The sequence below is a fragment of the Flavobacterium sp. KACC 22763 genome (assembly GCF_028736155.1).
Taxonomy (GTDB): Bacteria; Bacteroidota; Bacteroidia; order Flavobacteriales; family Flavobacteriaceae; genus Flavobacterium.
The window spans coordinates 4,571,835-4,593,433 of sequence record NZ_CP117879.1 but is presented as its reverse complement, the minus strand read 5'-3'; the positions used below and the strand labels follow the sequence as shown (position 1 = coordinate 4,593,433).

The window sequence follows — 21,599 nt, the reverse complement described above, 5'->3', positions numbered from 1 at the left end:
AATCATGAAAACTAAAATATTGACATTCAAAGATTTCGAACTAGAAAAAATAGACACAAAAACTCAAAGAATTATTCGAGGAGGGGAGAATGAAACTGTTGATCCGCCTGTTATAAGCTATCCTATTAAAACCAATGGCGGAGGAAATGGCTGATTCTCATTTGCAAATACACAATGTAAAAAACAACTAAAAAAATTTAAATCATGAAAACTAAAATATTGACATTCAAAGATTTTGAACTAGAAAAAATAGACACAAAAACTCAAAGAATTATTCGCGGAGGTGAGGAAACTATTGATCCGCCCGTTATAAGCTATCCAATAAAAACTAATGGCGGAGGAAATGGTTAATAATTCAGCTTTAAATATTGTTCGCAAATTGAGCTGGAGATACTCCAGTTCTTTTGCGAAACGATTTTGCAAATGATACGGCATTTTTAAAACCAACACTTTCTGCAATTGCCTGAGTCGAATATTTGCGATACAAATGATTTGTAATCATCTGATTAATAACGTAATTAATCTTTAATTCATTTGAATATTCTCCAAAAGATTTTCCAAATCGTTTATTAACAACATAAGATAAATAAGTCGTATTGGTTTTAATTTTTTTAGCAACATACGAAAGTGTAAAATCGGCATTTAAGTATTCTAGTTTTTCTTCTAATGCCAGTAATTTTTCCACAATTTTATTTTCTTTTGCCTCATCGATACTAAGATTTGCATTTTCCTTTTTAAGCTGACCATCTTCTAGTTCTGGAAACTCTTCCACAACTATAGTTTTTTCCAATGCTGCTTTTTCGATTTCTGCTTTTTCAATTTCTTTTTTCTCAAGATTAGCTTTAAATTCCTCAATTAAAGCATTCATTTTTTTCTGAGCTTTATTTTTATCTCTAATATTTTTAATTAGAAAAAATACAATCCCAACAACCAAAATAACATAGAAGACTTTTAGGGCTTTATTCCATAAAACCTCATATTTATACTTCTCCTGAATGCTCAACATCTCATCGCTCAGATTCGCAGTTCCTAATTTATAATTAACTTCTAAAGCTTCTTCTCGCAATTGTCCTTCATATTTTTCATAAGAATCTAAATAAATTTTAGAATGCTTAAAAGCTAATTCAGGTTCGTTTTGAATATTATAAATTTTGGCTTGGATATAATTGGACTGAAAATAACTCATGTCTATTTTCTTTTCCTTTAGATAAAGAGAATCGACTTTTTTCAAGAAAATTAAAGCTTTATCGTATTTTTTTTGAGTATAAAAGAGATCTCCCAAGTTATAATTTGCAGTCTTGAAATAACTTTCATCATTATTTTGCTTCGCGTACATCGAAATATCAAAGTAAGCTTTCTCTGCATTTTTAAAATCTTTTTTTAACAAATAGATATTTCCTAGACTTAAAGTAGCCGTCATTTTATTATCTATATAGTTTTGTGAATAGGTTATCGCCCTTTTATAATAGTATTCTGCCGAATCAAGTAAAACTGACTTGCTTCGGTTCTTCATGTAATAACCTTCATAGACGTTTCCTAAATTGGTATAAATGTTACTTTTACTGTTTTGGAATTGATCTTTCTCATAAAGACTTTCATTCTTATCCAAAAAATCACTGTTCTGTCTAAGGTTTTTTACAGCAAGTTCGTAATTACCCACAGCTTCATTAACTAAAGCAATATTGCTTTTAAACTTTACAGTTTGAATAACATCTTTAGTTTTAATAGAAAGTTTAATTCCCTCCTGATAATTACTGAGAGCATTACTAAAATTTCGTCTTTTCCATTCTGTTAGTCCTCTATAATTATATAGGTAAGCTCTTAGATTTGTTTTTTGAACAGATTCTGGAAGTTTGTTATAATGAGCTAATGCCTTGGCAAACCATTCATCGCATTTAGCTCTATCATTTTTTAATTGATAAAGGTAAGATCCCGCCCCGTAAGCAAAAGCTATGTGTTCATTGTTGTTAGATGTCTTTAATTCAGCTGCATATTCAAGCCCCTGGTCAAAATTACCATTCATGCTAAAACGGATTTTATCCTGTAATTCTAAGTACTTTTGCTCCGTGAATTCCTCTCTGTTTTGAGCAGTCCCACTAGAAAATATTAATAGTAAAAAGAAAAAAGAGATGATTAGCCTCATTAAGTTTATTTTTGGTATTCAAAAATAGTCTATAAATTATCAAAAAACTACAATTAATTTGCCAAATTCCTATTAATTTTATTTTTACAGTAAAAAAATATAACAATTTAACTCGTATTTGTTATATTTTTATTATGTAAATTTGCTTTGCTAAAAATTAGAAAACATGAAACCAGACCTATTTCAATCTCCAGATTATTTTAACCTAGACGATTTACTATCAGATGAACATAAATTGGTTCGCGAATCTGCTCGTGCTTGGGTAAAAAAAGAAGTTTCTCCTATAATAGAAGAATATGCTCAAAAGGCAGAATTTCCTAAACAAATTATTAAAGGTCTTGGAGAAATCGGTGGTTTCGGGCCTTATATTCCTGTAGAGTACGGTGGTGCGGGATTAGACCAAATTTCTTATGGTTTAATTATGCAAGAAATCGAAAGAGGCGATTCTGGCGTAAGATCTACCTCATCTGTTCAATCTTCGCTTGTAATGTATCCAATATGGAAATATGGAAATGAAGAACAAAGAATGAAATATCTGCCAAAGCTTGCTACAGGAGAATACATCGGATGTTTCGGTTTAACTGAGCCGGATCACGGTTCTGATCCTGGAAGTATGATTACCAATTTTAAAGATATGGGAGATCATTATCTTTTAAATGGTGCTAAAATGTGGATTTCTAATGCTCCTTTTGCTGACATTGCAATTGTTTGGGCTAAAAATGAAGAAGGCAGAATTCATGGTTTAATTGTAGAACGCGGTATGAAAGGTTTTACAACTCCAGAAACTCACAACAAATGGTCACTACGTGCTTCTGCAACTGGAGAATTAATTTTTGATAATGTAAAAGTTCCAAAAGAAAACCTTTTACCTAATAAATCTGGTCTTGGTGCTCCGCTTGGCTGTTTAGATTCTGCACGTTACGGAATTGCTTGGGGGGCAATTGGCGCCGCAATGGATTGTTATGATACCGCTTTAAGATATTCTAAAGAAAGAATCCAGTTTGGAAAACCAATTGGAGGAACTCAACTACAGCAGAAAAAACTAGCTGAAATGATCACTGAAATCACAAAAGCACAATTATTAACCTGGCGTTTAGGAGTTTTAAGAAATGAAGGCAGAGCAACAACTGCCCAGATTTCTATGGCAAAACGCAACAACGTAAATATGGCAATCAACATTGCTAGAGAAGCAAGACAAATGCTCGGAGGTATGGGAATTACAGGCGAATACTCTATTATGCGCCACATGATGAACCTTGAAAGCGTGATTACTTATGAGGGAACTCATGACATACATTTATTGATAACAGGAATGGATGTGACTGGAATTCCAGCATTTAAATAAGCTGTAATTATTAAAATATACATAAAATCAATGCGAAAAGCTTCTTCTTGACGGAGAAGCTTTTTATCTTTGCATCAAAATTTTTTCACAAATGAATATCGAAACGATAAACAAAAGCATACAACCTCAAAAAGATCAACTTTTAAAACATTCCTTATACAATAAGATTCAAAATATAGACGACCTGCACAGTTTTTTAGAAACTCACGTTTTTGCTGTTTGGGATTTCATGTCACTATTAAAAGCTTTACAAGCTAAACTTACTTGCACTACAACGCCATGGTTTGCTACAAAAAATCCTGGTACGCGTTATTTAATTAACGAAATTGTCTTGGCAGAAGAAACAGATTTAACCCTAGACGGAAGAAGACAAAGCCACTACGAAATGTATCTTGAAGCAATGGAAGCTTGTGGCGCTAATACAACAGGAATTTTAAGCTTTTTATCAGAAGTGACTTCTCTGCACAATATATTCGTGGCAATCAAACAAAGTTCGCTTCATCCAAATGTAAAAGCTTTTCTTGATTTTACTTTTAGAGTAATCGAAGAAGGAAAACCACACGAAATTGCAGCCGCTTTTACTTTCGGAAGAGAAGACCTTATTCCGAGTATGTTTACTGAGATTCTGAAAAACTTTCAAAAGAATCTTCCAGAAACCGATTTGACAAAATTGTTATACTATTTTGAAAGACATATCGAACTAGATGCTGATGAGCACGGTCCTATGGCTATGACAATGATTACAGAATTATGTGAAGACGATGCACAAAAATGGAAAGAAGTGGAAGAAGTTTCGATTCTTGCCCTAGAAAAACGTATCGCTCTTTGGGATGCCATTGAAGAAGAAATCGTAATGAAAACCGAAATGGTTTAAAAATAAAATAAGTTCTTTAAAAATTCCAATAACTTAACTGTTTCAACAAACAATTAAGTTATTGGAATTTTGTTTTTCATACCTTTGACATTCAACCTGTTGAAAAACACTTTCAAATGAAAATTATCGATTTCATTCCAACAGAACAGTTAAAGCCTTTTATTAAGACTTATAGAATTATAGAAAGCGAAGACGAATTGACAAACAGGGTTTTGCCCAGCACTTCGCTAGCAATTGCTTTTCGATGCAAAGGCAACATTAACTACATTAAAGAAAATCAGCACGATAAACTGCCCGTTTCTACAATTTCAGGTATTCGCAAATCAGTACGTTTAATTAATTATGCAAAAGATACGGCAACTCTTGTCGTTCAATTTAAAGAAGCTGGCGCTAAAGCCTTTTTTAAAGAACCGCTTCATGAATTATTTGAAGAAAGTGTTTCGCTTGACAACTTTATTCCGCAGCAAAAAATTGCCGTTATCGAAGAACTTTTAGCGGAAGCGAAAACCAACAATCAAAAAATTGCGATTATAGAACAGTTTCTTTTATCAAGACTCCACAATTATAAACCCGACGATTTAATCTCTGCCGCCATTAACATTATACAATCCAAAAAAGGCATTATTAAAATAAAAGAACTTGCCGACGCACTCTTTATCAGTCAAGATGCATTTGAGAAAAGATTCCGAAAAACAATTGGGTCTTCGCCAAAACAATTTTGCTATGTTGTTCGTATAAAATCAATTATTGATCACAAACAAAAAAACCAAAACCTCATCGATCTGGCTTTTGACGCGGGTTATTTTGACCAGTCTCACTTTAATAAAGACTTCAAATTATTTACAGGACAAACTCCAACAGAGTTTTTCAACTTTCCTTCATTTTGGTAAATCAATGATTTTTTACAATGATTTGGTTTTCACAATTCTGAATTTTACATCAATAAAAACAAGAATTATGAAAACAAATCTTTTAATCTCAATTGTCTTATTGACATTATTAAGCTATAGAACAAATGCTCAATCAACAACTATCAACTCAGAAATTAAACCTAAAAAATCAGAAACCATGCAGCAAATTTTTATCGATAAATTTATTGTTCCCGAAAAATCAAAACAAGAATTTTTAGAACGAGTACGCATCAACCGAAACTTCATAAAACATTTAAACGGATTTGTAAATGACAATGCGTACGAACGTATTGACGAAAATGGCAATTTAATTTACATAACAATTGCGGTTTGGGAAAATGAAAAGGTCTTGAAAAGCGCAAAAGAAGCCGTACAGAATGAGTACAAAAAAGAAGGTTTTAATATCTCTGAAATGTTCACAAGATTAAACATCATCATGGAAAGAAATATTTACAGAGAAGCCACAAAACCGTAACCAGCTATTTAACGTAACTATTTGTTTAAGATGTTCACAAACCTAATTTGCCAAAATTATGAAACCGCATTTCAAACAAATAGTTATTGTTATACTCAGCATATTTTTATTGAGCTGCAGCGCTGAGCAATCAGATTCTGAGAATAATTCGGTTCCTCCTGCAACAACTCCGCCAACCGCAGAAGTTCCTACAACCCCAATTTCAAAATCCATAAATTATCTCGCTTTAGGAGACAGTTATACCATTGGACAAAGTGTCTGCGAAACTTGCCGCTATCCTGAGCAGCTCAAAGCTAAATTACAGACAATTTATCCCGAGACTGCTTTTTCATTAAAAGTCATTGCAACAACAGGATGGACAACTGCTAATTTAATTTCTGCAATTGATTCTCAAAATCCAGAATCCAATTATGATTTGGTTACACTTTTAATTGGCGTCAACAATCAATATCAACATTTAGATTTTTCGATTTACGAAAAAGAATTTCCACAATTGCTCAATAAGGCAATTGCATTGGCCAAAGGCAACAACAAAAATGTGATTGTGCTTTCGATTCCAGATTATACCTATACTCCATTTGCTGCCAACTATACCGATTCAAACCGAATAAAAATTTCGAACGAGATAAATCAATATAACAGTTTTGCTGAGAACTGCTGTATCTCCAGAAATGTTGCATTTATTTCAATTACCGACATTACGAGACAAGGCCTCAACAATCCGAGCTTAGTTGCTTCAGACGGTCTGCATCCTTCTGAAATTGCTTATAGGATGTTTGTAGACAGAATGATTCCTCAGGTTAAAACTGCTTTGCAGAAATAAATTAGTTTTACCATTAGTAAAATATTTTAAAACAAAATAAAGGTACCTTTGTATATTGCTGTAAATTAATTTGACATGCAGGTTTCTGTTCCAAAAGATTTATTACCCTATATCAAACATTATCTATTTTTAGATAATACCGAAACTGCCATGCAAAAATTTCGTTTGTTTTCTGATGGCAATACGGGACTTGTATTTTCTTTAAAAAGCAAACTTATTTCTGGTATTACTAAACATGAAGTAAAAGAATATCTGCCCGCTTCATTTTTATACGGACAACTCAATGGTTTTAAGGATCTTTATTCTGAAAATGAAATAACCTTGATTATTGTCGTTTTTCAGCCCAACGGAATCCATCAATTATTAGGAATTCCTGCCAACGAATTTCACGATGCTATTATTCCTGTTGAAGATATCTTTAATCAGGAGGTTATTGAATTACAAGAGAAGCTATCAGAGCGAAACAATCAAACTCGTATTGATCTATTAAATCGTTTTTTCAAATCGTTAATCGCATCGAAATCGGCTTCAAATCAATTCATAATTAATCATTCTTTAAACTTTATCATTAACAATAAAGGACAATTTTCTATAAAACAATTAGTGGAATATACCGGTTATACCGAAAGGCATTTGGAAAGAAAATTCAAAGAATGCATTGGACTAAATCCTAAGAAATTTGGCAACGTTGTAAGGCTACATCATTTTTTAAAACTATTAAAAGACAAACCTAACGACGCCAATCTTACCACGATTTGTTATGATGCTGGTTTTTCTGACCAATCTCATTTAATTAAAGAATTTAAAAAACATACAGGAATAACTCCAACCGAATATGTTTACAATACAGGGAAATTAACCAACAATCTCATTAAACGAACATTTTAAAATGTCGGTTTTGTACAATTCATAATGTATTGATAAGGCTATTTTTGATTCAAATAATGAATAGCTTACAATATGAAAAATCTAAAAATAGCCACAGCTCAGTTTGAAAACAAAAGCGGCGATAAAAACTATAACTTATCTGTCATTGAAAAACTTTCTCAAAAGGCGTCTGACGAAAACTGCGATGTGATTTCCTTCCATGAATGTTCTATAACTGGATATACATTTGCAAGGAATTTATCTAAAGAACAAATGCTGGACTTGGCAGAATTGATTCCTAGTGGCGAAAGCATTCTAAAATTGATTGAAATTGCCAAAAACAATAACATTGTAATATTAGCAGGACTTTTCGAAAAAGATGAAAACGATAATCTATTCAAAGCTTATGTTTGTGTGGATAAAAATGGTTTAGTAGCCAAATACCGAAAACTGCATCCTTTTATAAATCCGTATTTAACGCCTGGAGATCATTATTGTATTTTTGAAATTGAAGGCTGGAAATGCGGTATTTTAATTTGTTACGACAATAATATTATCGAAAATGTTCGCGCAACAAAACTTCTAGGAGCCGATATTATTTTTATGCCTCATGTAACTATGTGTACTCCCTCTACCCGACCTGGTGCTGGCTTTGTGGCACCGCAGCTTTGGGAAAACCGAGAAACAGATCCAACTTCGCTACGATTAGAATTTGACGGAATGAAAGGCCGTGATTGGCTAATGAAATGGCTTCCGGCAAGAGCGTACGACAATGCTGTTTATGCGATATTTTCGAACCCAATTGGTATGGACGACGATCAATTAAAAAACGGCTGTTCTATGATTATTGATCCTTTTGGAGATATTTTGGCAGAATGCCGCACTTTTGACGATTCTTTCGCAACGGCTGTGCTTACGCCAGAAAAATGTATTCAGGCTGGAGGAAATCGGTATATAAAAGCTCGAAGACCAGAATTGTACAGAGATATTATTGGACAAGATCATCAATCGGAACAAAATGTTGTTTGGTTGAACTCTGGTAAAAATTAAAGAGAACACTAATAAAATGACATCTTATTTGTTGGTCGTCCACAACAAGAAATGTCATTTCTCTCGAATTGAATTAATCTTGATTTTTATTATCCTTTTTTAGACTTCCAAATAAACCCATCTAATAAGTAATGCGTAAACTGCGGTACAGTCAACAAAGGAACTAACAGAATCTGCCAGCTTGAGAAATCGAAACTGCTTATGTTGATATTTTCATTCCAGACAAAAAATTCCCAAAGAAACTCTTCCGAAAAGGCGATTACTAAAAGAATTCCAATGTAAATCAAAAGTCCTTTGTATTGTTTTAAGAAAGATAAATTTCCTAATTCCGAAGCTGATTTCCCATCGATTTCTTTAAAATAAACCAAAGCCATATACGGAATTCCATGCGAAACGACATTCAATAAAGTAAAAATCAAATCGTCATTAAAATATACAATTCCAAAATACCAAGACAAGGCCGTTCCTAGGATAATGCTGTTTTTCGGAATATTAAAAAATCTATTCTGAATTGACTTTACAGTGGTATAAACGACATACAAAATCAAAATTGCAATATAAATCCAAAACAGGACTTCGAGAATTCTTTGATTTTCAAACCTAAAAAATTCATTTTCTACAAACCAATTGAACTTTCGCTTTGACGAAAAAAACCAATACAGCATCGGGTATCCAGTTGAAGCATAAATCGCTAAATTATCAATCCAAACCGAGATTTTAGTTTTCACCTCTTTTCTCGCATACAATCTCATGAATCCGTATTGCTGCCTGATGAAGTGAAAAACAGCAACGTAAGCCAAAAATGACCAAAAAACTAAACTTCCGAAAGAGAAAAGCACAATTCCGGTTACAAAACAAAAAAGTGGCAACAGAACTAATCTTCTTTTTTGTTTCTGAAATTCATCGGCAACAAAATACGTTTTGAATAAAGTTGCATAAACGTGTGCTACATCTATAAAAACAATCAGAAAAAGCCATGTGTAAAAAGAATAATTCTCTTCAATCTGAGCAATGTAATCCTGAAAAATAAAAATGATCGCCAATACAAAAAATGACGGACCAATTATAAAAGTCAAATCGGTTTTGGCTTTATGAATCCAAGGTTGTTCCATCTACAATTTCATTTACAACATTAATTCCCTGATGAAAAGCTTCTTCAAAAATCGAAATTCCTGATAAATCACTATGGGCGAAATAAATCTTATTTTGAATATTCTGCTTTGCATTTTTCTTCGCTTCACCAAAAATAAATCCTGGCGCTGGCGAAATCATTCCGTGGCCTAAAAGAAATACTTCTATATCTTCTGTACATTCTTCAATATCCTTATGCGCGACTTTTAAATCGTTCAGAACAAACTGTTTCCAGTATTCTTTATCTTTTTTATAAAGCTCTTTTCTCGTTTTCTTCAAATCAGCCGAAGAGAAACTATAGTAATACGTAATCACTTTTTTATCCTGAACCTGATTCAATGTTTGATGCTGATCGTAAACATATCCTAAACCTTTCGCATCATAAATGACATTGTCCCAAGAAAGCGGAAAACTAAAATTATCCGATAAATCGTTTACAATCAGCGTTGCCAAAAGCCAAGGCGTGTAATGAAAATCTTTGGTAAATGTTTTTCGGTCTTTAATCAAATATTGATTTACAAATTGCGGAGACGACATGATGACTTTATCGGCAATAATTTCAACCGATATTTTATTGACATCATCAAAAGCTTTTGCAATCACTTTATTGTTTTCTACTTTGACATCATAAACCAAATGATTTTTGAGCGTTTTGTCTTTCGTATATTTTTTCAGATGATTGGCTAAACGCGAATTTCCTTCAGGCCAAGTCAAAACGCTGTCGTGTTTTTCGGGTGTAGAATCTTGTTTTCTTCCCGCAAAATAATGAATTCCAGCCCAAGCCGAAACATATTCGATTCCTAAACCAAAATCGTCTTTACAGCAATAATCGATATAATTGTATAAAGGTTCAGATGTAAAATGATTGTCTTTGAACCACTGCTTCATCGTGATTTTATCCAAAGCTCTTGTTTCAATATCAGACGAAGAAAGATAAAGCGGAATATCAAATAAATACTTCTGGTCTTCTCCTCTGGCGGTTCTAAACGCATCCATTTTTTTGAAGAATTTATCAAACTCCAGATCATCAGAAATCAAGTTTCCTTCCTTTGGAACGACACCTTCCTGCCAATTGTTTTTATAGAACAAACGTTCGTCTGGCGCAAAAGTCAATTGCAATTCATCAAAAATTGGAAATCCTTTTTCGCTGTAGCCAAAAATGATTTTTTCTTCTTCTAAAAAATGAAGTAATTCTTTATCCTGAAAATTCGGCAATGGCAAATAATGCGCGCCTAAAGGATATTTGGAATATTTATTTTCTCCGTTGGAAGAGTTTCCTCCCAAATGATTTTCTAATTCTACTATCAGAAAATCAGAAATTCCTTTTTTATGAAATTGGCGAGCCGCACTTAAACCAGAAATTCCTCCGCCAACAATCAAATACGGAATTTGGATTTGTTTTGTCGGTTTAGGAAAATCTTTAATCCATAAACGATGCCCAAGCAAGTGTTTGGTTCCAGATAAACGAATCATCATTACGGCAATTTTATCAGAACAAAACTGCAGAAACGGAACCGCAATTAGTGCCGCACCAACTACTTTTAAAAAACTCCTTCTGGATTTATTGCAGTTTTCCCCACTCTTCATCAAAATAGCGTACTAAAATCTGGTTGTCTAAACGATTGATTTCGATTTGGTTTGAAATCATATCATTTGTAAAATAATTGAATCGGTCAAATTGATAATTGTAAAACTTCAATCCGTCTGCTTTTCGGTTTACGGTATTAAAAGTCGTCCCGAAACCATTTATGGCAATCGTATAACCCCATTCTCCAAACGATGGAACATACGCATGATAAGCATCAACCTGCTGAAAAACCTGCATCACCGTTTTATTGATACACCAAAATGACTTTGGCGCAAAATAAGGCGACGTAGTTTGTATTACAACCGCCGCATCTGGCTTTAAAATGGTTTTTATGGTTTGATAAAAATTCAGCGAATACAATTTTCCCAAACTATAATTGGACGGATCTGGAAAGTCAATTATCGCGACATCGTATTTTTCCTTGTTGTTTTTCGCCCAAATATAAGCGTCGGTATTGATTACGGTAACTTTAGGATTATTTAACGAATTTTGATTGAAATTGGTTAAAACTGTATTGGTTTTAAACAGTTTTGTCATTCCTTCATCCAAATCTACCAAAGTCACTTTCTGAACGTCTTTGTATTTCAAGATTTCACGAACCGCGAGACCGTCTCCGCCCCCCAAAACCAAAACGTTTTTGACGCTTTTTGCCATCGACATTGCCGGATGCACAAGAGCTTCGTGATAACGATATTCATCTGCAGAACTAAATTGTAGGTTATTATTCAAATAAAGCCTGTAATCGCTCTTATTATGCGTTAAAACGATACGCTGGTACGGTGTTGAGTTTGTATAAATGATATTTTCTCCATATAATTTCCCTTCTGAATAGGCTAGAATATCATTCGAAAAAATAAAAACTGCCAATAATAATACAAAAGAGAAAACGGCTTTTGCTCTTAATAAAGAAGGTTTCTTTAATTCTCTTTTTAATAAAAAGCATAAAGCAATGGCAATGCTTACATTGATCATTCCGAAGAAAAGAGAAGTTCCCATGATTCCTAATTTCGGAACTAAAACCAACGGAAAAAGTATCGAAGCTAAAAGCGCTCCGATATAATCAAAAGTAAAAACATTCGAAACCAGATCTTTAAACTCGACTCTATCTTTTAAAATATTCATTAAAAGCGGAATCTCTAATCCGACCAAAAATCCGGTTACGAAAACAAATAAATATAAAATGAATTGAAAAGAACCGACATTTTCAAAAAGCAGAAACAAAACTACTGAGCTTAAACCTCCAATAAGTCCAACCAGAATTTCGATTTCAACAAAAGTATTGAGCAGATTCTTGTGAAAAAACTTCGAAAAAAAGGAGCCTATACCCATCGAAAACAGGTATACGCCAATAATAAATGAAAACTGTTTTACCGAATCGCCCAATAAATAACTCGCCAAAGTTCCTGCAACCAACTCATAAATAAGTCCGCAAGTAGCAATTATAAATACGGCAAAAAGTAAAAGAAATTCAAACCTAAGAAACTTTTTACCCATGAATTGCGGCACTAATAATCATGGAAATCCCGATGATAAATGCTGCCAAAACAATGGCAACAGCAACATTATTTTTTTCTACAACTTCTTTCCAAGTATTTTCTGGAGTCAATTTTTCGATAATATAATACCCGATTAATAAAATTACAATTCCTAAAAAAGAATAAAGAATTGAGTTTACTATTGGCTGTGCGTGAAATAATTCCATATTTGATAGTTTTTATTTGTGGTAAAAATGATTGTATGATGAACGGCTTCCGCTCGTTGTTGATTTATAATTTTCTGTCGATTCACAATCACAGATTCTATTTCCTGCAAGAGCAAAATAGATGTAAACTCCAAAGCAAAAGAATCCAATTGCTAATGGCGCCCAATTATTGGTAAAGAAATCTGAAATTCTTTTCATATTATTCATAAGTTGAGTAGGAACTGTCTGCCCATCTCTGTTTTTCAAATTGATTTTTAAAATATCGTATTATGAAATAAATCACAACCATCGCAATAATAACCAACCAGACATTTCGGTTAGAAGGCTGATTCCAAACTACCTTAACATTCATCTCGCTGTTGGTAAGATCTTCTGGAGCTTTCATTGGCGTTATTGAAAGGTGATATCTGCCTGCCTTTACTCCACAAATATTAAATTTCTCAGACTGACTTCCTTCTGTCCACGATTCTCCTTCAGAATAACCATAATAGTATTCAATATCTTTGTTGGCATAAATCTCATCGCCATTATCTTCATTAATTAAAGCAATGTTCAAATTGGCCCATGAATTATTAACCCCAGTAGAAACACTAATGGTCATAGGAGCCGAAGCGCCTTTGAGTACAAAAGAAGGAGTGGTAATTTCTTTATTATCAAATTCGCTGAACTTAATTGTACTATTAAAAACGTTCTGCTCTACCTGATCTTTATAAATATACCAATTTGCTGTTAGAATCAATAAAGCGAAAAGACAGAAAATAATGGCTGTATTTTTAAGATCAAAAAGAGACGGCTGAATCATACCTGTTCCAAACTGATACGGTAACTTTATTCCTGGAAATGCTTTTCTGATTTTGCTTTTACTAACATATTCGCCGTGAAAAGCAGTCTGAACATTATTCATTTTTTCTACCGAAACAATATATGGCGGATTTATAAATTCGGCCAAATGTATTTTTTTGTTTGAAAGCTGAAAATCAAAAAATCCTTTTGCATCGATTATTTCAGCATCAGAATGTTCAAACAGATCATAATCTTGACCTTCATAATCCAGAACTTTAACTCCTTTTTTTAGATCGTCAATCTTTTCCATTTCGGTAAGCATCATCCAGTGCCCGTTTGAAACAGAAAGATACAGAAACTCTTTAGCTTCATTTTGCAAAATAAATTCTGTCCATCTATAATCTGGATGTACTTTTTTTCTCAAAATACCAGTTACCTTATATTCGCTTCCTTTTAAGAAACCAGTTTCGCCAATAACTAGCGGATATGTTTCTGTTTCTGCTTTATATTTTGATTTTCTGCGAAATTTTCCATCATCGTCAGCTTCATATAAACTGCGACATATAGGACAAACAAAATTGACTAATTCAAAACCAACCTCTAATTCGGTTTCTACATTACAATCGTAACAAGGAATCTTCATATCTTATCGGTTAATTTCAAAATCTTTAATTATTTCTGCTTCAAAATAGGCAACATAATCAGCCATAACGGCACGCACTTTTCCTGAATTATCCTGAAGATAATTGCACAAGTAAACATCCAAAGTTAACTGATTATATTCTGGCCAAGTGTGTATACAAATATGAGATTCTTTAAGACAATACGAGATTGTAAAACTTTCGTTCTCGAAGTCATGCACCACAACGCCAACCTTCTCAAGTTCGTATTTTTCTAAAATGGAATTGGTAACTGCAACAAAGCCTTTGCTATTGGTAAGCTTAGAGATTTCGTCGACATGTAGAGTAACCAGTTTATGCAATCCTGGCGAATAAGGAGGTAAATCCATTAAGTTATTTATATTACACAAGCGCCAAATATATAATATTTCTAGAATAAAATAATGTGGGAAACCGTATTTTGAAAATAACTTTTTAGGACTATGTATTTTGCTATTTTTTCTTTTTTTAGATTTTTTGGAAGATCTTATGAATCAAGATTTTTTGATTTATAAATCATCAAACTCTTTTTGTTCTAAATCAATATCTTCAAAACTGATTCTATTTTTAATCGAATAATCTCTCTAAATAATAGAGACGCGACTAATCTTTCTAAAAAATAGAGACGCGATTATCTTTCTAAAATAATAGAGACGCGATTATCTTTCTAAAATAATAGAGACGCGATTAATCGCGTCTCTACCGTTATTCGGGATTGTTTTTGTTCTATTTTCCATAAAATTTGTCTTTATTCCAATTCAACGGATTGTTTTCTATATAATTTTGTATGGTTTCAAAAGATTTTTCATTTCTAATGATATGATCATGAAAACGCGGTTGCCAACCAAAATCAACATGTATTTTTTTCATCTCAAAAGAACATCTTCCTTTATACCATCTTATAATTCTCGAAATATTATCGTGCAGCATGGGGTTTTTATTCCCGGCAAAACCACCTGTTTTATATATTGTTTCGGGTAGAGACGCGATTAATTGTGGAGACGCGATTAATCGCGTCTCTACGGAAACCGATGCGTTTTTATCGATAATTAAAATCCCATGAACGTGATTTGGCATAATCACAAAATTACCCAATTCGACATACGGAAAATGTTCCGGAATATCTAACCAATATTTTTCTGCCAATATTCCTAATTCCGATGCCTCCAATGTAGAATCAATAATATCTCCAAAATAACATTCCCTATTTTTAGTACAAATAGTTATAAAATAAGCACCATTTGCACCATAATCCCAATTTTGCAATCGCGAAGATGGAATTCGATATTTATTTTTAAATTTTTGAGACATTGGTCAACAGATTTTTCGAAAGGTGTTCGTAATATATAATCCTGAAATTGATTGTCGCTGATTTTCCCATGCAAATATTGTAAAATCGAATTGTCCAAAATTTTTGTTCAATAAGTCTTTTGGGCGTTGATATTGTAATTTATAATTTGGTAATAGAGACAATAAATAAAAAACCTCGAAATCTACATTTCGAGGTTTGGTATTATTTTATTAAAAATTTGCAGAGAAGAAGGGATTCGAACCCTCGATACAGTTACCCATATACTAGCTTTCCAGGCTAGCTCCTTAAACCACTCGGACACCTCTCTATTTGGTCTGCAAATAACACAAAAAAAATCGAGTTTAAAAAGTAAAATTAAGTTTCGTTTATACTTTTTCGAAATTCTTCCATAAACAATTTAACTGCCTTCTTTTGATAACTGCCAATCGTTAGCATAAACGAATCTCTTTTGGTTACAACTCCTGTAATCTGAATGGCTTTAAGACTATGCTCCCATCCTTTCAATGCTTTTTCTGCTACAATGGTTGCCCAATCACTATTTTCTACCATTTGCAATAGCGCATGAATCGAATTTAATTCGATCGAAATTTTCGGATTCATATTGTGTTTTGCAAACAACAACTCAACGTATTCTCTTGAATTGGAACCTTTTCCTGGAAGAATTAATGGCACTTCGTCTAATTTCTTAAAGGGTATTTTTTCTAATTCAGCCAAAGAGTTCGATTTTGAAACCGCCATAACCATGTTTGAGGTAAACAAAGGCACTTTCTGAATTGGAGGACCAATTTCGTGTGATGAAATTACCAAAACCAAATCCAGTTCATTATTAATCAGTTTTTGTTCTAAAGCTTCTGTAGTACCATATTCTACAACTATTCTTAAGTTTAGATATCTTTTGGCAAATGCATTTACGACAGGCAAAATCAATAATCCGAAAATATAGGTTACGCCAATTCGGAGCTCTCCGCCAATCATTTCGTTCAAATCTTCAATAGCCTGTTTTCCGTTTTCAACATTTTCGACCACTTTTTTGGCATGAATCAGAAAAACAGCGCCTGCTTCTGTCAATTGCACTTTTTTTCCAATTCGCTTAAACAATGGCATTCCCAATTCTTCTTCGAGCTTTTTTATTTGCTGCGAAAGCCCCGATTGCGTTACAAAACACAATTCAGCTGCTTTTGTAAAATGCAAAACCTCAGCAGTTTTAATAAAATATTGCAGTTGATAGATTTCCATATTGATAAGTTTTACTACTTATTATCAGTAAAATTATTAATTTTTCTAATGAAATCATAATCCCGACCTTTGTATCAAATAATTAAGATCATGTTTAAAGCCTTAAAATCAAGAAATTTCAAGTTATTCTTTTACGGACAATCTGTTTCAGTTATCGGAACCTGGATGCAGAAAACTGCCGTAAGCTGGATGGTTTACAGTATAACGGGATCTGTGTTTTTGTTGGGTTTGGCCACTTTTTTAAGTATGATTCCCTCTTTGTTTCTAGCGCCTCTTGCGGGAAGTATTATTGGACGTTATGACAGACACCGCGCTATGATTGTTTTACAATCTTTGGCAATGCTTCAGGCAGGAACTTTGGCTCTTCTTATTTATCTCAAAATTTATAATATCAATTTTATTCTGGCATTGAGTTTAATTCAAGGAATCATCAATGCTTTTGATATGACTTGCCGCCAGACTATGATGATTGATATTGTCGACAATAAAGAAGATCTTCCAAACGCAGTTGCACTTAACTCTACTATGAACAACTTTGCCAGAATCGCGGGTCCTGCGCTTGCCGGAATTATTCTGCATCAATATGGAGAAGATATCTGTTTTATTGGGAATTTTGTGAGTTATGTGCCTGTTTTGATTTCGCTAATGATGATGAAAATTACGCCTCATATCAAAGCCGAAAACAAGCTTAAAATGCTAGACGATCTTATAGAAGGTTTGGATTATGTGAAAAAAGAAACCGAAATGGCCAGAATGCTTTTGATGTTAACTTGCAGCAGTTTATTCGTAATTTCTTTTAATACTTTAATGCCTGTTTTTGCAAAAGATATTTTCAACGGAAATGCTGAAACTTTCAGCTGGTTTGAAAGCGCTGCCGGAATTGGTTCTGTCTTATCTGCAATCTATTTAGCCAATTTAAAATCGGCTGAGAATATGGGAAAATTAATGATTGCGGCTAGTTTGTTATTAGGATTCAGCATTATTATTCTGGCAGTTTCAAGCAGTATTACAATTGCATTGATCTGTATGACTTTAAGCGGAATCGGAATGATGGGACAAACCTCATCGATCAACATTTATATTCAGACCCACAGTATTGTGAGCATGCGTTCTAGGAGCATCAGTTATTATATGATGGCGTATCAGGGAATGATTCCTGTAGGAAGTTTAATTATTGGTTATGTTTCTCATTCGCTTGGCGTAAGAACTACTGTTGCCATTCAAGGAATTATCTGTATTCTTTCTGTAATTGTTTATGTGTATTATAAGAAACATAAAGCAACTGAAGAAGACTTGGAAACTTGCCCTGTTGAATACCGAAATTCCAAATTTTAAAAATTCCAAATTCCAATTTTCCACAAACTGTATGGTTAAGCGAAAATTTCAATAAAAAAAATCCCAAATTCCAACTTTAGATTTTGGAATTTGGGACTTAAAATATTGTAATTTAAACTATGATATTTCCCCGCGAAGTGCCGTCTCAAAAATATCTTTAAACTCATTTTGCGGAATATTATGCCCAAGCAGATACATTAATTTTGTAATGGCTGCTTCTGTCGTGATGTCTTTTCCTGAAATCACTCCTAGCGATTTTAAAGCTGTACTGGTTTCATATTGTCCCATGTTGACACTTCCGCCAGAACATTGGGTTACGTTTACGATATGCATTCCCGATTTAATGGCTTTTTCTATTAAGTTTAAAAACCAATCTTCAGTTGGAGCATTTCCAGAACCGTAGGTTTCCAGAATAATCCCTCTTAAACCTTTGATTTCAAGGATTGAAGCCAAAACAATTTCGCTCATTCCTGGGAACATTTTTATGATCGCAACGTGATTGTCCAAGTTCTTATGAACGATCAATTTTGCATCTTTATTTACAGGAAGAAATAAATGTCTGTTTAGTGTTAAATGAACACCAGATTCTACCAATTCAGGATAATTTGGTGCTGTAAAAGCTTTGAAATGTTCTGCATTTACTTTAGAAGTTCGGTTTCCGCGATACAATTTGTATTCAAAATATAAACAGACTTCTGTAATAACTGGTTTTCCGTTTTCCTGAAGAGATGCAATCTGAATTGCCGTAATCAGGTTTTCTTTTGCATCGGTACGCAAATCTCCAATTGGCAATTGCGAACCTGTAAACACCACTGGTTTTGCTAAATTCTCTAGCATAAAACTCAATGCCGAAGCCGAATACGACATGGTATCTGATCCGTGAAGCACCACAAATCCGTCGTAAGCGTTGTAATTTTCCTCGATAATGGTGGCAATCTTGGTCCACATTTCGGGATTCATATTTGAAGAATCTATTGGATGTTCGAATGAAATTGATTCAATTTCGCAATCCAATTGTTTGATTTCGGGAATCTTCTGAATTAGTTTACCAAAATTGAAGGCTTTTAGTGCTCCTGTTTCAAAATCTTTGCTCATACCGATGGTTCCTCCGGTATAAACCAATAATATTTTTGCTTTAGATGACATCTTGGTATTTTAATTTGTTGACAACAGGATTTGCATACATAGCTAAAAATCCTTGTCTTGTCACAGGATTATCACTTCCGATACGCATTTCTAAACGACGTTCAAAAAGCTGTTTTTCGCTCTCTTTATATTTGTGAGCAAATTTATTTGTTTCGTTTAAAATATCGTAAGCAATAAAATTTGTAGGCCATAATTGATAGTTTTTCAAGATAACATCATCAATAGTTTGTGCCAATGCCTGAACCTGTTTGTTTACATTATCATTTTCTGCCACAATCTGATCGATTTCAGTGTCTAAAACATCGCCTACCGAAATGTGTATTCTCTTTTTAGTTCCCATGATACCGCTAATGATATTCATGAAATCTTCGTTTTTATCTTTTACATACACTTCGTTGTTTGCTTCTGCCATTAATTGTGGCATTTTTAAAACATCTGTTGGATCGTATTCGTATGAAATAGAAACAGGAACTATTTTTAATTTCTTAAAATAATCCATTAAGTTTTCTTCGTCAGACCCCATTCCAATCATTTTTAAAACTCCCGGATTGGTTTCGTCATTTCCGTCTTTTGTTCTTCCTTCTCTCTGAGCAATCCAAACCGAACGGTTTTCGCGAAGCAGTAATTGTCCCATATATTCAGACAATAATTTTGAACTCTGAAGCATTTCTCTAGGTGATAAACCTCTTAAAACTAAAAAGTTTCGGTTTAATTTTGCCAAAGTTGCCAAAAAAGCTTTTTTGACCAAATTGTCTCCAATTGCCGAAGCGGTCATTACTAAACCATGTTCAAACAAACAAACATTTAGCAAAGTCGTATCCAGAAGAATATCTCTATGATTTGAGATAAATAGATAAGAAGTGTTTGGTTCCAGTTTTTCAAAACCTGAAGTCGTTAATCCTTCAGAGCTTTTTTCTAAAACTTTCTGGATAGTGTTATAAATAAAGTTGCATTGAAAATCACGAATCGAGTGTGTTTTCTTCAATTGCTCCTTCCAAACCTCATCTTCTACATCCGGAAAAGTAAAGTTCATCATGGTTTTCATCATAGGATGATTGACCACCGCATGAAGTGCTTCATTTATTTCGGAATCATAAAACGGTCGAATGGCATCAAATTTCTGCATTATTTATAATTGTTTAAAGTGGGCAAAAGAACAAAAAAAAAATTAAAGTTTTGTAAGGCTCAGGTTAAATCCCAAAAACGTCTTTTGAGTTTTGGGTCGTAATTGCTGCAATTTCTTCTGCAGAAACCCCATACACCTCGCTTAATTTAGCTATAACATTGACCAAATAACTGCTTTCATTTCTTTTTCCTCTATACGGAATCGGTGCTAAATACGGTGAATCTGTCTCCAAAACAATATGTTTTAAATCGATTTGATTTAAAAACTGATCAATTTTTCCGTTCTTAAACGTAACTACACCTCCAATTCCTAGTTTCATATTGTAAGAAATTGCACGCTCTCCCTGTTCTAAAGTTCCGGAAAAACAATGAAAAATCCCAAACAAATCTTCAGATTTTTCTTCTTCTAATACTTCAAAAATTTCATCAAATGCTTCACGGCAATGAATTACGATTGGCAATTTGTACTGTTTTGCCAGCTGAATTTGTCTCTTAAAAGCAATTTGCTGTTCTTTTAAATGCGTTTTATCCCAATACAAATCGATTCCGATCTCGCCAACTGCATAGAATTTTCTTTTAGATAATTCTGTTTCCACGTGAGCCAATTCTTCCAGATAATTATCTTTCACGTAAGTGGGATGCAAACCCATCATTAGAAATATATTTTCAGGATAATTTTTTTCTAAATCGTACATAGATTGAGTTGCTGCAGCATCGATCGCAGGAATAAAAAAACGGGTAATTCCGGCATCAATAGCACGTTGAATCATTTCGTCACGATCCTGATCAAACTCTTCAGAATATAAGTGCGTGTGGGTATCGGTAATAATGGGTGTTGAATTCAAGGCTGTAATTTTAAAGTGCCAAAATTACGATAATATTAAAAGAATAGCAATTCTGTGTGATTGGCACGCGGATGAAACGGATTTTCTTTTTGTCAGGCTGAGCGGAGTCGAAGCCTTAATCGCTAATCTATGTGGGTTTTCAATGCGATCCTTCGACTTCGCTCAGGATGACACAAAAAAAACCTCTGTCAAAGTTTAAAACTTTAACAGAGGTTTGAATAATAACAACCTATTTTTTATCATTCTGAA

General features: G+C 33.5%; 23 protein-coding genes and 1 tRNA gene. 10 read left to right on the top strand and 14 right to left on the bottom strand.

The features are described from left to right. The first annotated feature begins 4 nt into the window (after positions 1-4). Entirely contained in the window at positions 5-154 is a 150-nt protein-coding gene (locus PQ463_RS19315) for a hypothetical protein (protein WP_274255067.1), read from the top strand. Positions 155-204: 50 nt separating this feature from the next. Beyond that, entirely contained in the window at positions 205-351 is a 147-nt protein-coding gene (locus tag PQ463_RS19310) for a hypothetical protein (RefSeq protein WP_274255066.1), read from the top strand. A 10-nt stretch (positions 352-361) separates the two neighbouring features. On the opposite strand, the gene PQ463_RS19305 is transcribed toward PQ463_RS19310, so the two are convergent. After that, positions 362-2,143, bottom strand: coding sequence for a helix-turn-helix domain-containing protein (locus PQ463_RS19305; protein WP_274255065.1), 1,782 nt, complete (start codon positions 2,141-2,143; stop codon positions 362-364). A gap of 166 nt (positions 2,144-2,309) precedes the next feature. On the opposite strand from PQ463_RS19305, the gene PQ463_RS19300 reads away from it, so the two are divergent. The 7 genes from PQ463_RS19300 to PQ463_RS19270 all read left to right on the top strand — a co-directional run bounded on the left by PQ463_RS19300 (position 2,310) and on the right by PQ463_RS19270 (position 8,488). Then, complete coding sequence (locus PQ463_RS19300; RefSeq protein ID WP_274255064.1) at positions 2,310-3,488, top strand: acyl-CoA dehydrogenase family protein; 1,179 nt, start codon at positions 2,310-2,312, stop codon at positions 3,486-3,488. Positions 3,489-3,579: 91 nt separating this feature from the next. Further along, positions 3,580-4,362: a DUF3050 domain-containing protein gene (locus PQ463_RS19295; RefSeq protein ID WP_274255063.1), complete on the top strand. Its 783-nt coding sequence runs from the start codon at positions 3,580-3,582 to the stop codon at positions 4,360-4,362. A gap of 116 nt (positions 4,363-4,478) precedes the next feature. Further along, entirely contained in the window at positions 4,479-5,252 is a 774-nt protein-coding gene (locus tag PQ463_RS19290; protein WP_274255062.1) for an AraC family transcriptional regulator, read from the top strand. Positions 5,253-5,319: 67 nt separating this feature from the next. Then, entirely contained in the window at positions 5,320-5,748 is a 429-nt protein-coding gene (locus PQ463_RS19285) for a hypothetical protein (RefSeq protein ID WP_274255061.1), read from the top strand. 58 nt (positions 5,749-5,806) lie between these two features. Next, complete coding sequence (locus PQ463_RS19280; RefSeq protein ID WP_274255060.1) at positions 5,807-6,571, top strand: SGNH/GDSL hydrolase family protein; 765 nt, start codon at positions 5,807-5,809, stop codon at positions 6,569-6,571. A 75-nt stretch (positions 6,572-6,646) separates the two neighbouring features. Continuing rightward, positions 6,647-7,459 (top strand): AraC family transcriptional regulator, encoded by an 813-nt coding sequence (locus PQ463_RS19275; protein ID WP_274255059.1) that lies wholly within the window; start codon positions 6,647-6,649, stop codon positions 7,457-7,459. A 72-nt stretch (positions 7,460-7,531) separates the two neighbouring features. Further along, a complete protein-coding gene (locus PQ463_RS19270) occupies positions 7,532-8,488 on the top strand; it encodes a nitrilase family protein (RefSeq protein ID WP_274255058.1) in 957 nt (318 codons plus the stop codon). 89 nt (positions 8,489-8,577) lie between these two features. Here the strand turns inward: PQ463_RS19270 and PQ463_RS19265 are convergent, their stop codons facing one another. From PQ463_RS19265 to PQ463_RS19220, 10 genes are all read right to left on the bottom strand, one after another. Continuing rightward, positions 8,578-9,600 carry a hypothetical protein gene (locus PQ463_RS19265; RefSeq protein ID WP_274255057.1) on the bottom strand — a complete coding sequence of 341 codons (1,023 nt, stop codon included), beginning with the start codon at positions 9,598-9,600 and terminating at the stop codon, positions 8,578-8,580. Continuing rightward, positions 9,578-11,206: a flavin monoamine oxidase family protein gene (locus PQ463_RS19260; RefSeq protein WP_274255056.1), complete on the bottom strand. Its 1,629-nt coding sequence runs from the start codon at positions 11,204-11,206 to the stop codon at positions 9,578-9,580. Before PQ463_RS19260 ends, PQ463_RS19265 begins: the two co-directional genes overlap by 23 nt. Then, on the bottom strand, positions 11,181-12,701 hold the full coding sequence (locus PQ463_RS19255) for a polyamine aminopropyltransferase (RefSeq protein ID WP_274255055.1): 1,521 nt from the start codon (positions 12,699-12,701) through the stop codon (positions 11,181-11,183). Before PQ463_RS19255 ends, PQ463_RS19260 begins: the two co-directional genes overlap by 26 nt. Next, complete coding sequence (locus PQ463_RS19250) at positions 12,694-12,909, bottom strand: DUF350 domain-containing protein (RefSeq protein ID WP_008466189.1); 216 nt, start codon at positions 12,907-12,909, stop codon at positions 12,694-12,696. Before PQ463_RS19250 ends, PQ463_RS19255 begins: the two co-directional genes overlap by 8 nt. A gap of 12 nt (positions 12,910-12,921) precedes the next feature. Beyond that, on the bottom strand, positions 12,922-13,107 hold the full coding sequence (locus tag PQ463_RS19245; RefSeq protein ID WP_274255054.1) for a hypothetical protein: 186 nt from the start codon (positions 13,105-13,107) through the stop codon (positions 12,922-12,924). A gap of 1 nt (position 13,108) precedes the next feature. Beyond that, positions 13,109-14,335: a DUF4178 domain-containing protein gene (locus tag PQ463_RS19240; RefSeq protein ID WP_274255053.1), complete on the bottom strand. Its 1,227-nt coding sequence runs from the start codon at positions 14,333-14,335 to the stop codon at positions 13,109-13,111. 3 nt (positions 14,336-14,338) lie between these two features. Continuing rightward, entirely contained in the window at positions 14,339-14,701 is a 363-nt protein-coding gene (locus PQ463_RS19235; protein WP_274255052.1) for an S-adenosylmethionine decarboxylase family protein, read from the bottom strand. A 376-nt stretch (positions 14,702-15,077) separates the two neighbouring features. After that, positions 15,078-15,662 carry a transposase gene (locus PQ463_RS19230; protein WP_274255051.1) on the bottom strand — a complete coding sequence of 195 codons (585 nt, stop codon included), beginning with the start codon at positions 15,660-15,662 and terminating at the stop codon, positions 15,078-15,080. Between the two features lie 221 nt (positions 15,663-15,883). Then, positions 15,884-15,970, bottom strand: a tRNA-Ser gene (locus PQ463_RS19225). 47 nt (positions 15,971-16,017) lie between these two features. Then, on the bottom strand, positions 16,018-16,899 hold the full coding sequence (locus tag PQ463_RS19220; RefSeq protein ID WP_111425924.1) for a LysR substrate-binding domain-containing protein: 882 nt from the start codon (positions 16,897-16,899) through the stop codon (positions 16,018-16,020). A gap of 90 nt (positions 16,900-16,989) precedes the next feature. On the opposite strand from PQ463_RS19220, the gene PQ463_RS19215 reads away from it, so the two are divergent. Beyond that, entirely contained in the window at positions 16,990-18,234 is a 1,245-nt protein-coding gene (locus PQ463_RS19215) for an MFS transporter (protein ID WP_274255050.1), read from the top strand. 117 nt (positions 18,235-18,351) lie between these two features. Here PQ463_RS19215 and PQ463_RS19210 read toward each other — a convergent pair whose 3' ends face one another. From PQ463_RS19210 to PQ463_RS19200, 3 genes are all read right to left on the bottom strand, one after another. Beyond that, on the bottom strand, positions 18,352-19,380 hold the full coding sequence (locus tag PQ463_RS19210; protein WP_274255049.1) for an asparaginase: 1,029 nt from the start codon (positions 19,378-19,380) through the stop codon (positions 18,352-18,354). Beyond that, positions 19,370-20,506: a 1-acyl-sn-glycerol-3-phosphate acyltransferase gene (locus PQ463_RS19205; RefSeq protein ID WP_111378946.1), complete on the bottom strand. Its 1,137-nt coding sequence runs from the start codon at positions 20,504-20,506 to the stop codon at positions 19,370-19,372. Before PQ463_RS19205 ends, PQ463_RS19210 begins: the two co-directional genes overlap by 11 nt. 64 nt (positions 20,507-20,570) lie before the next feature. Further along, positions 20,571-21,350, bottom strand: coding sequence for a TatD family hydrolase (locus PQ463_RS19200; protein WP_274255048.1), 780 nt, complete (start codon positions 21,348-21,350; stop codon positions 20,571-20,573). Between the last annotated feature and the right edge of the window lie 249 nt (positions 21,351-21,599).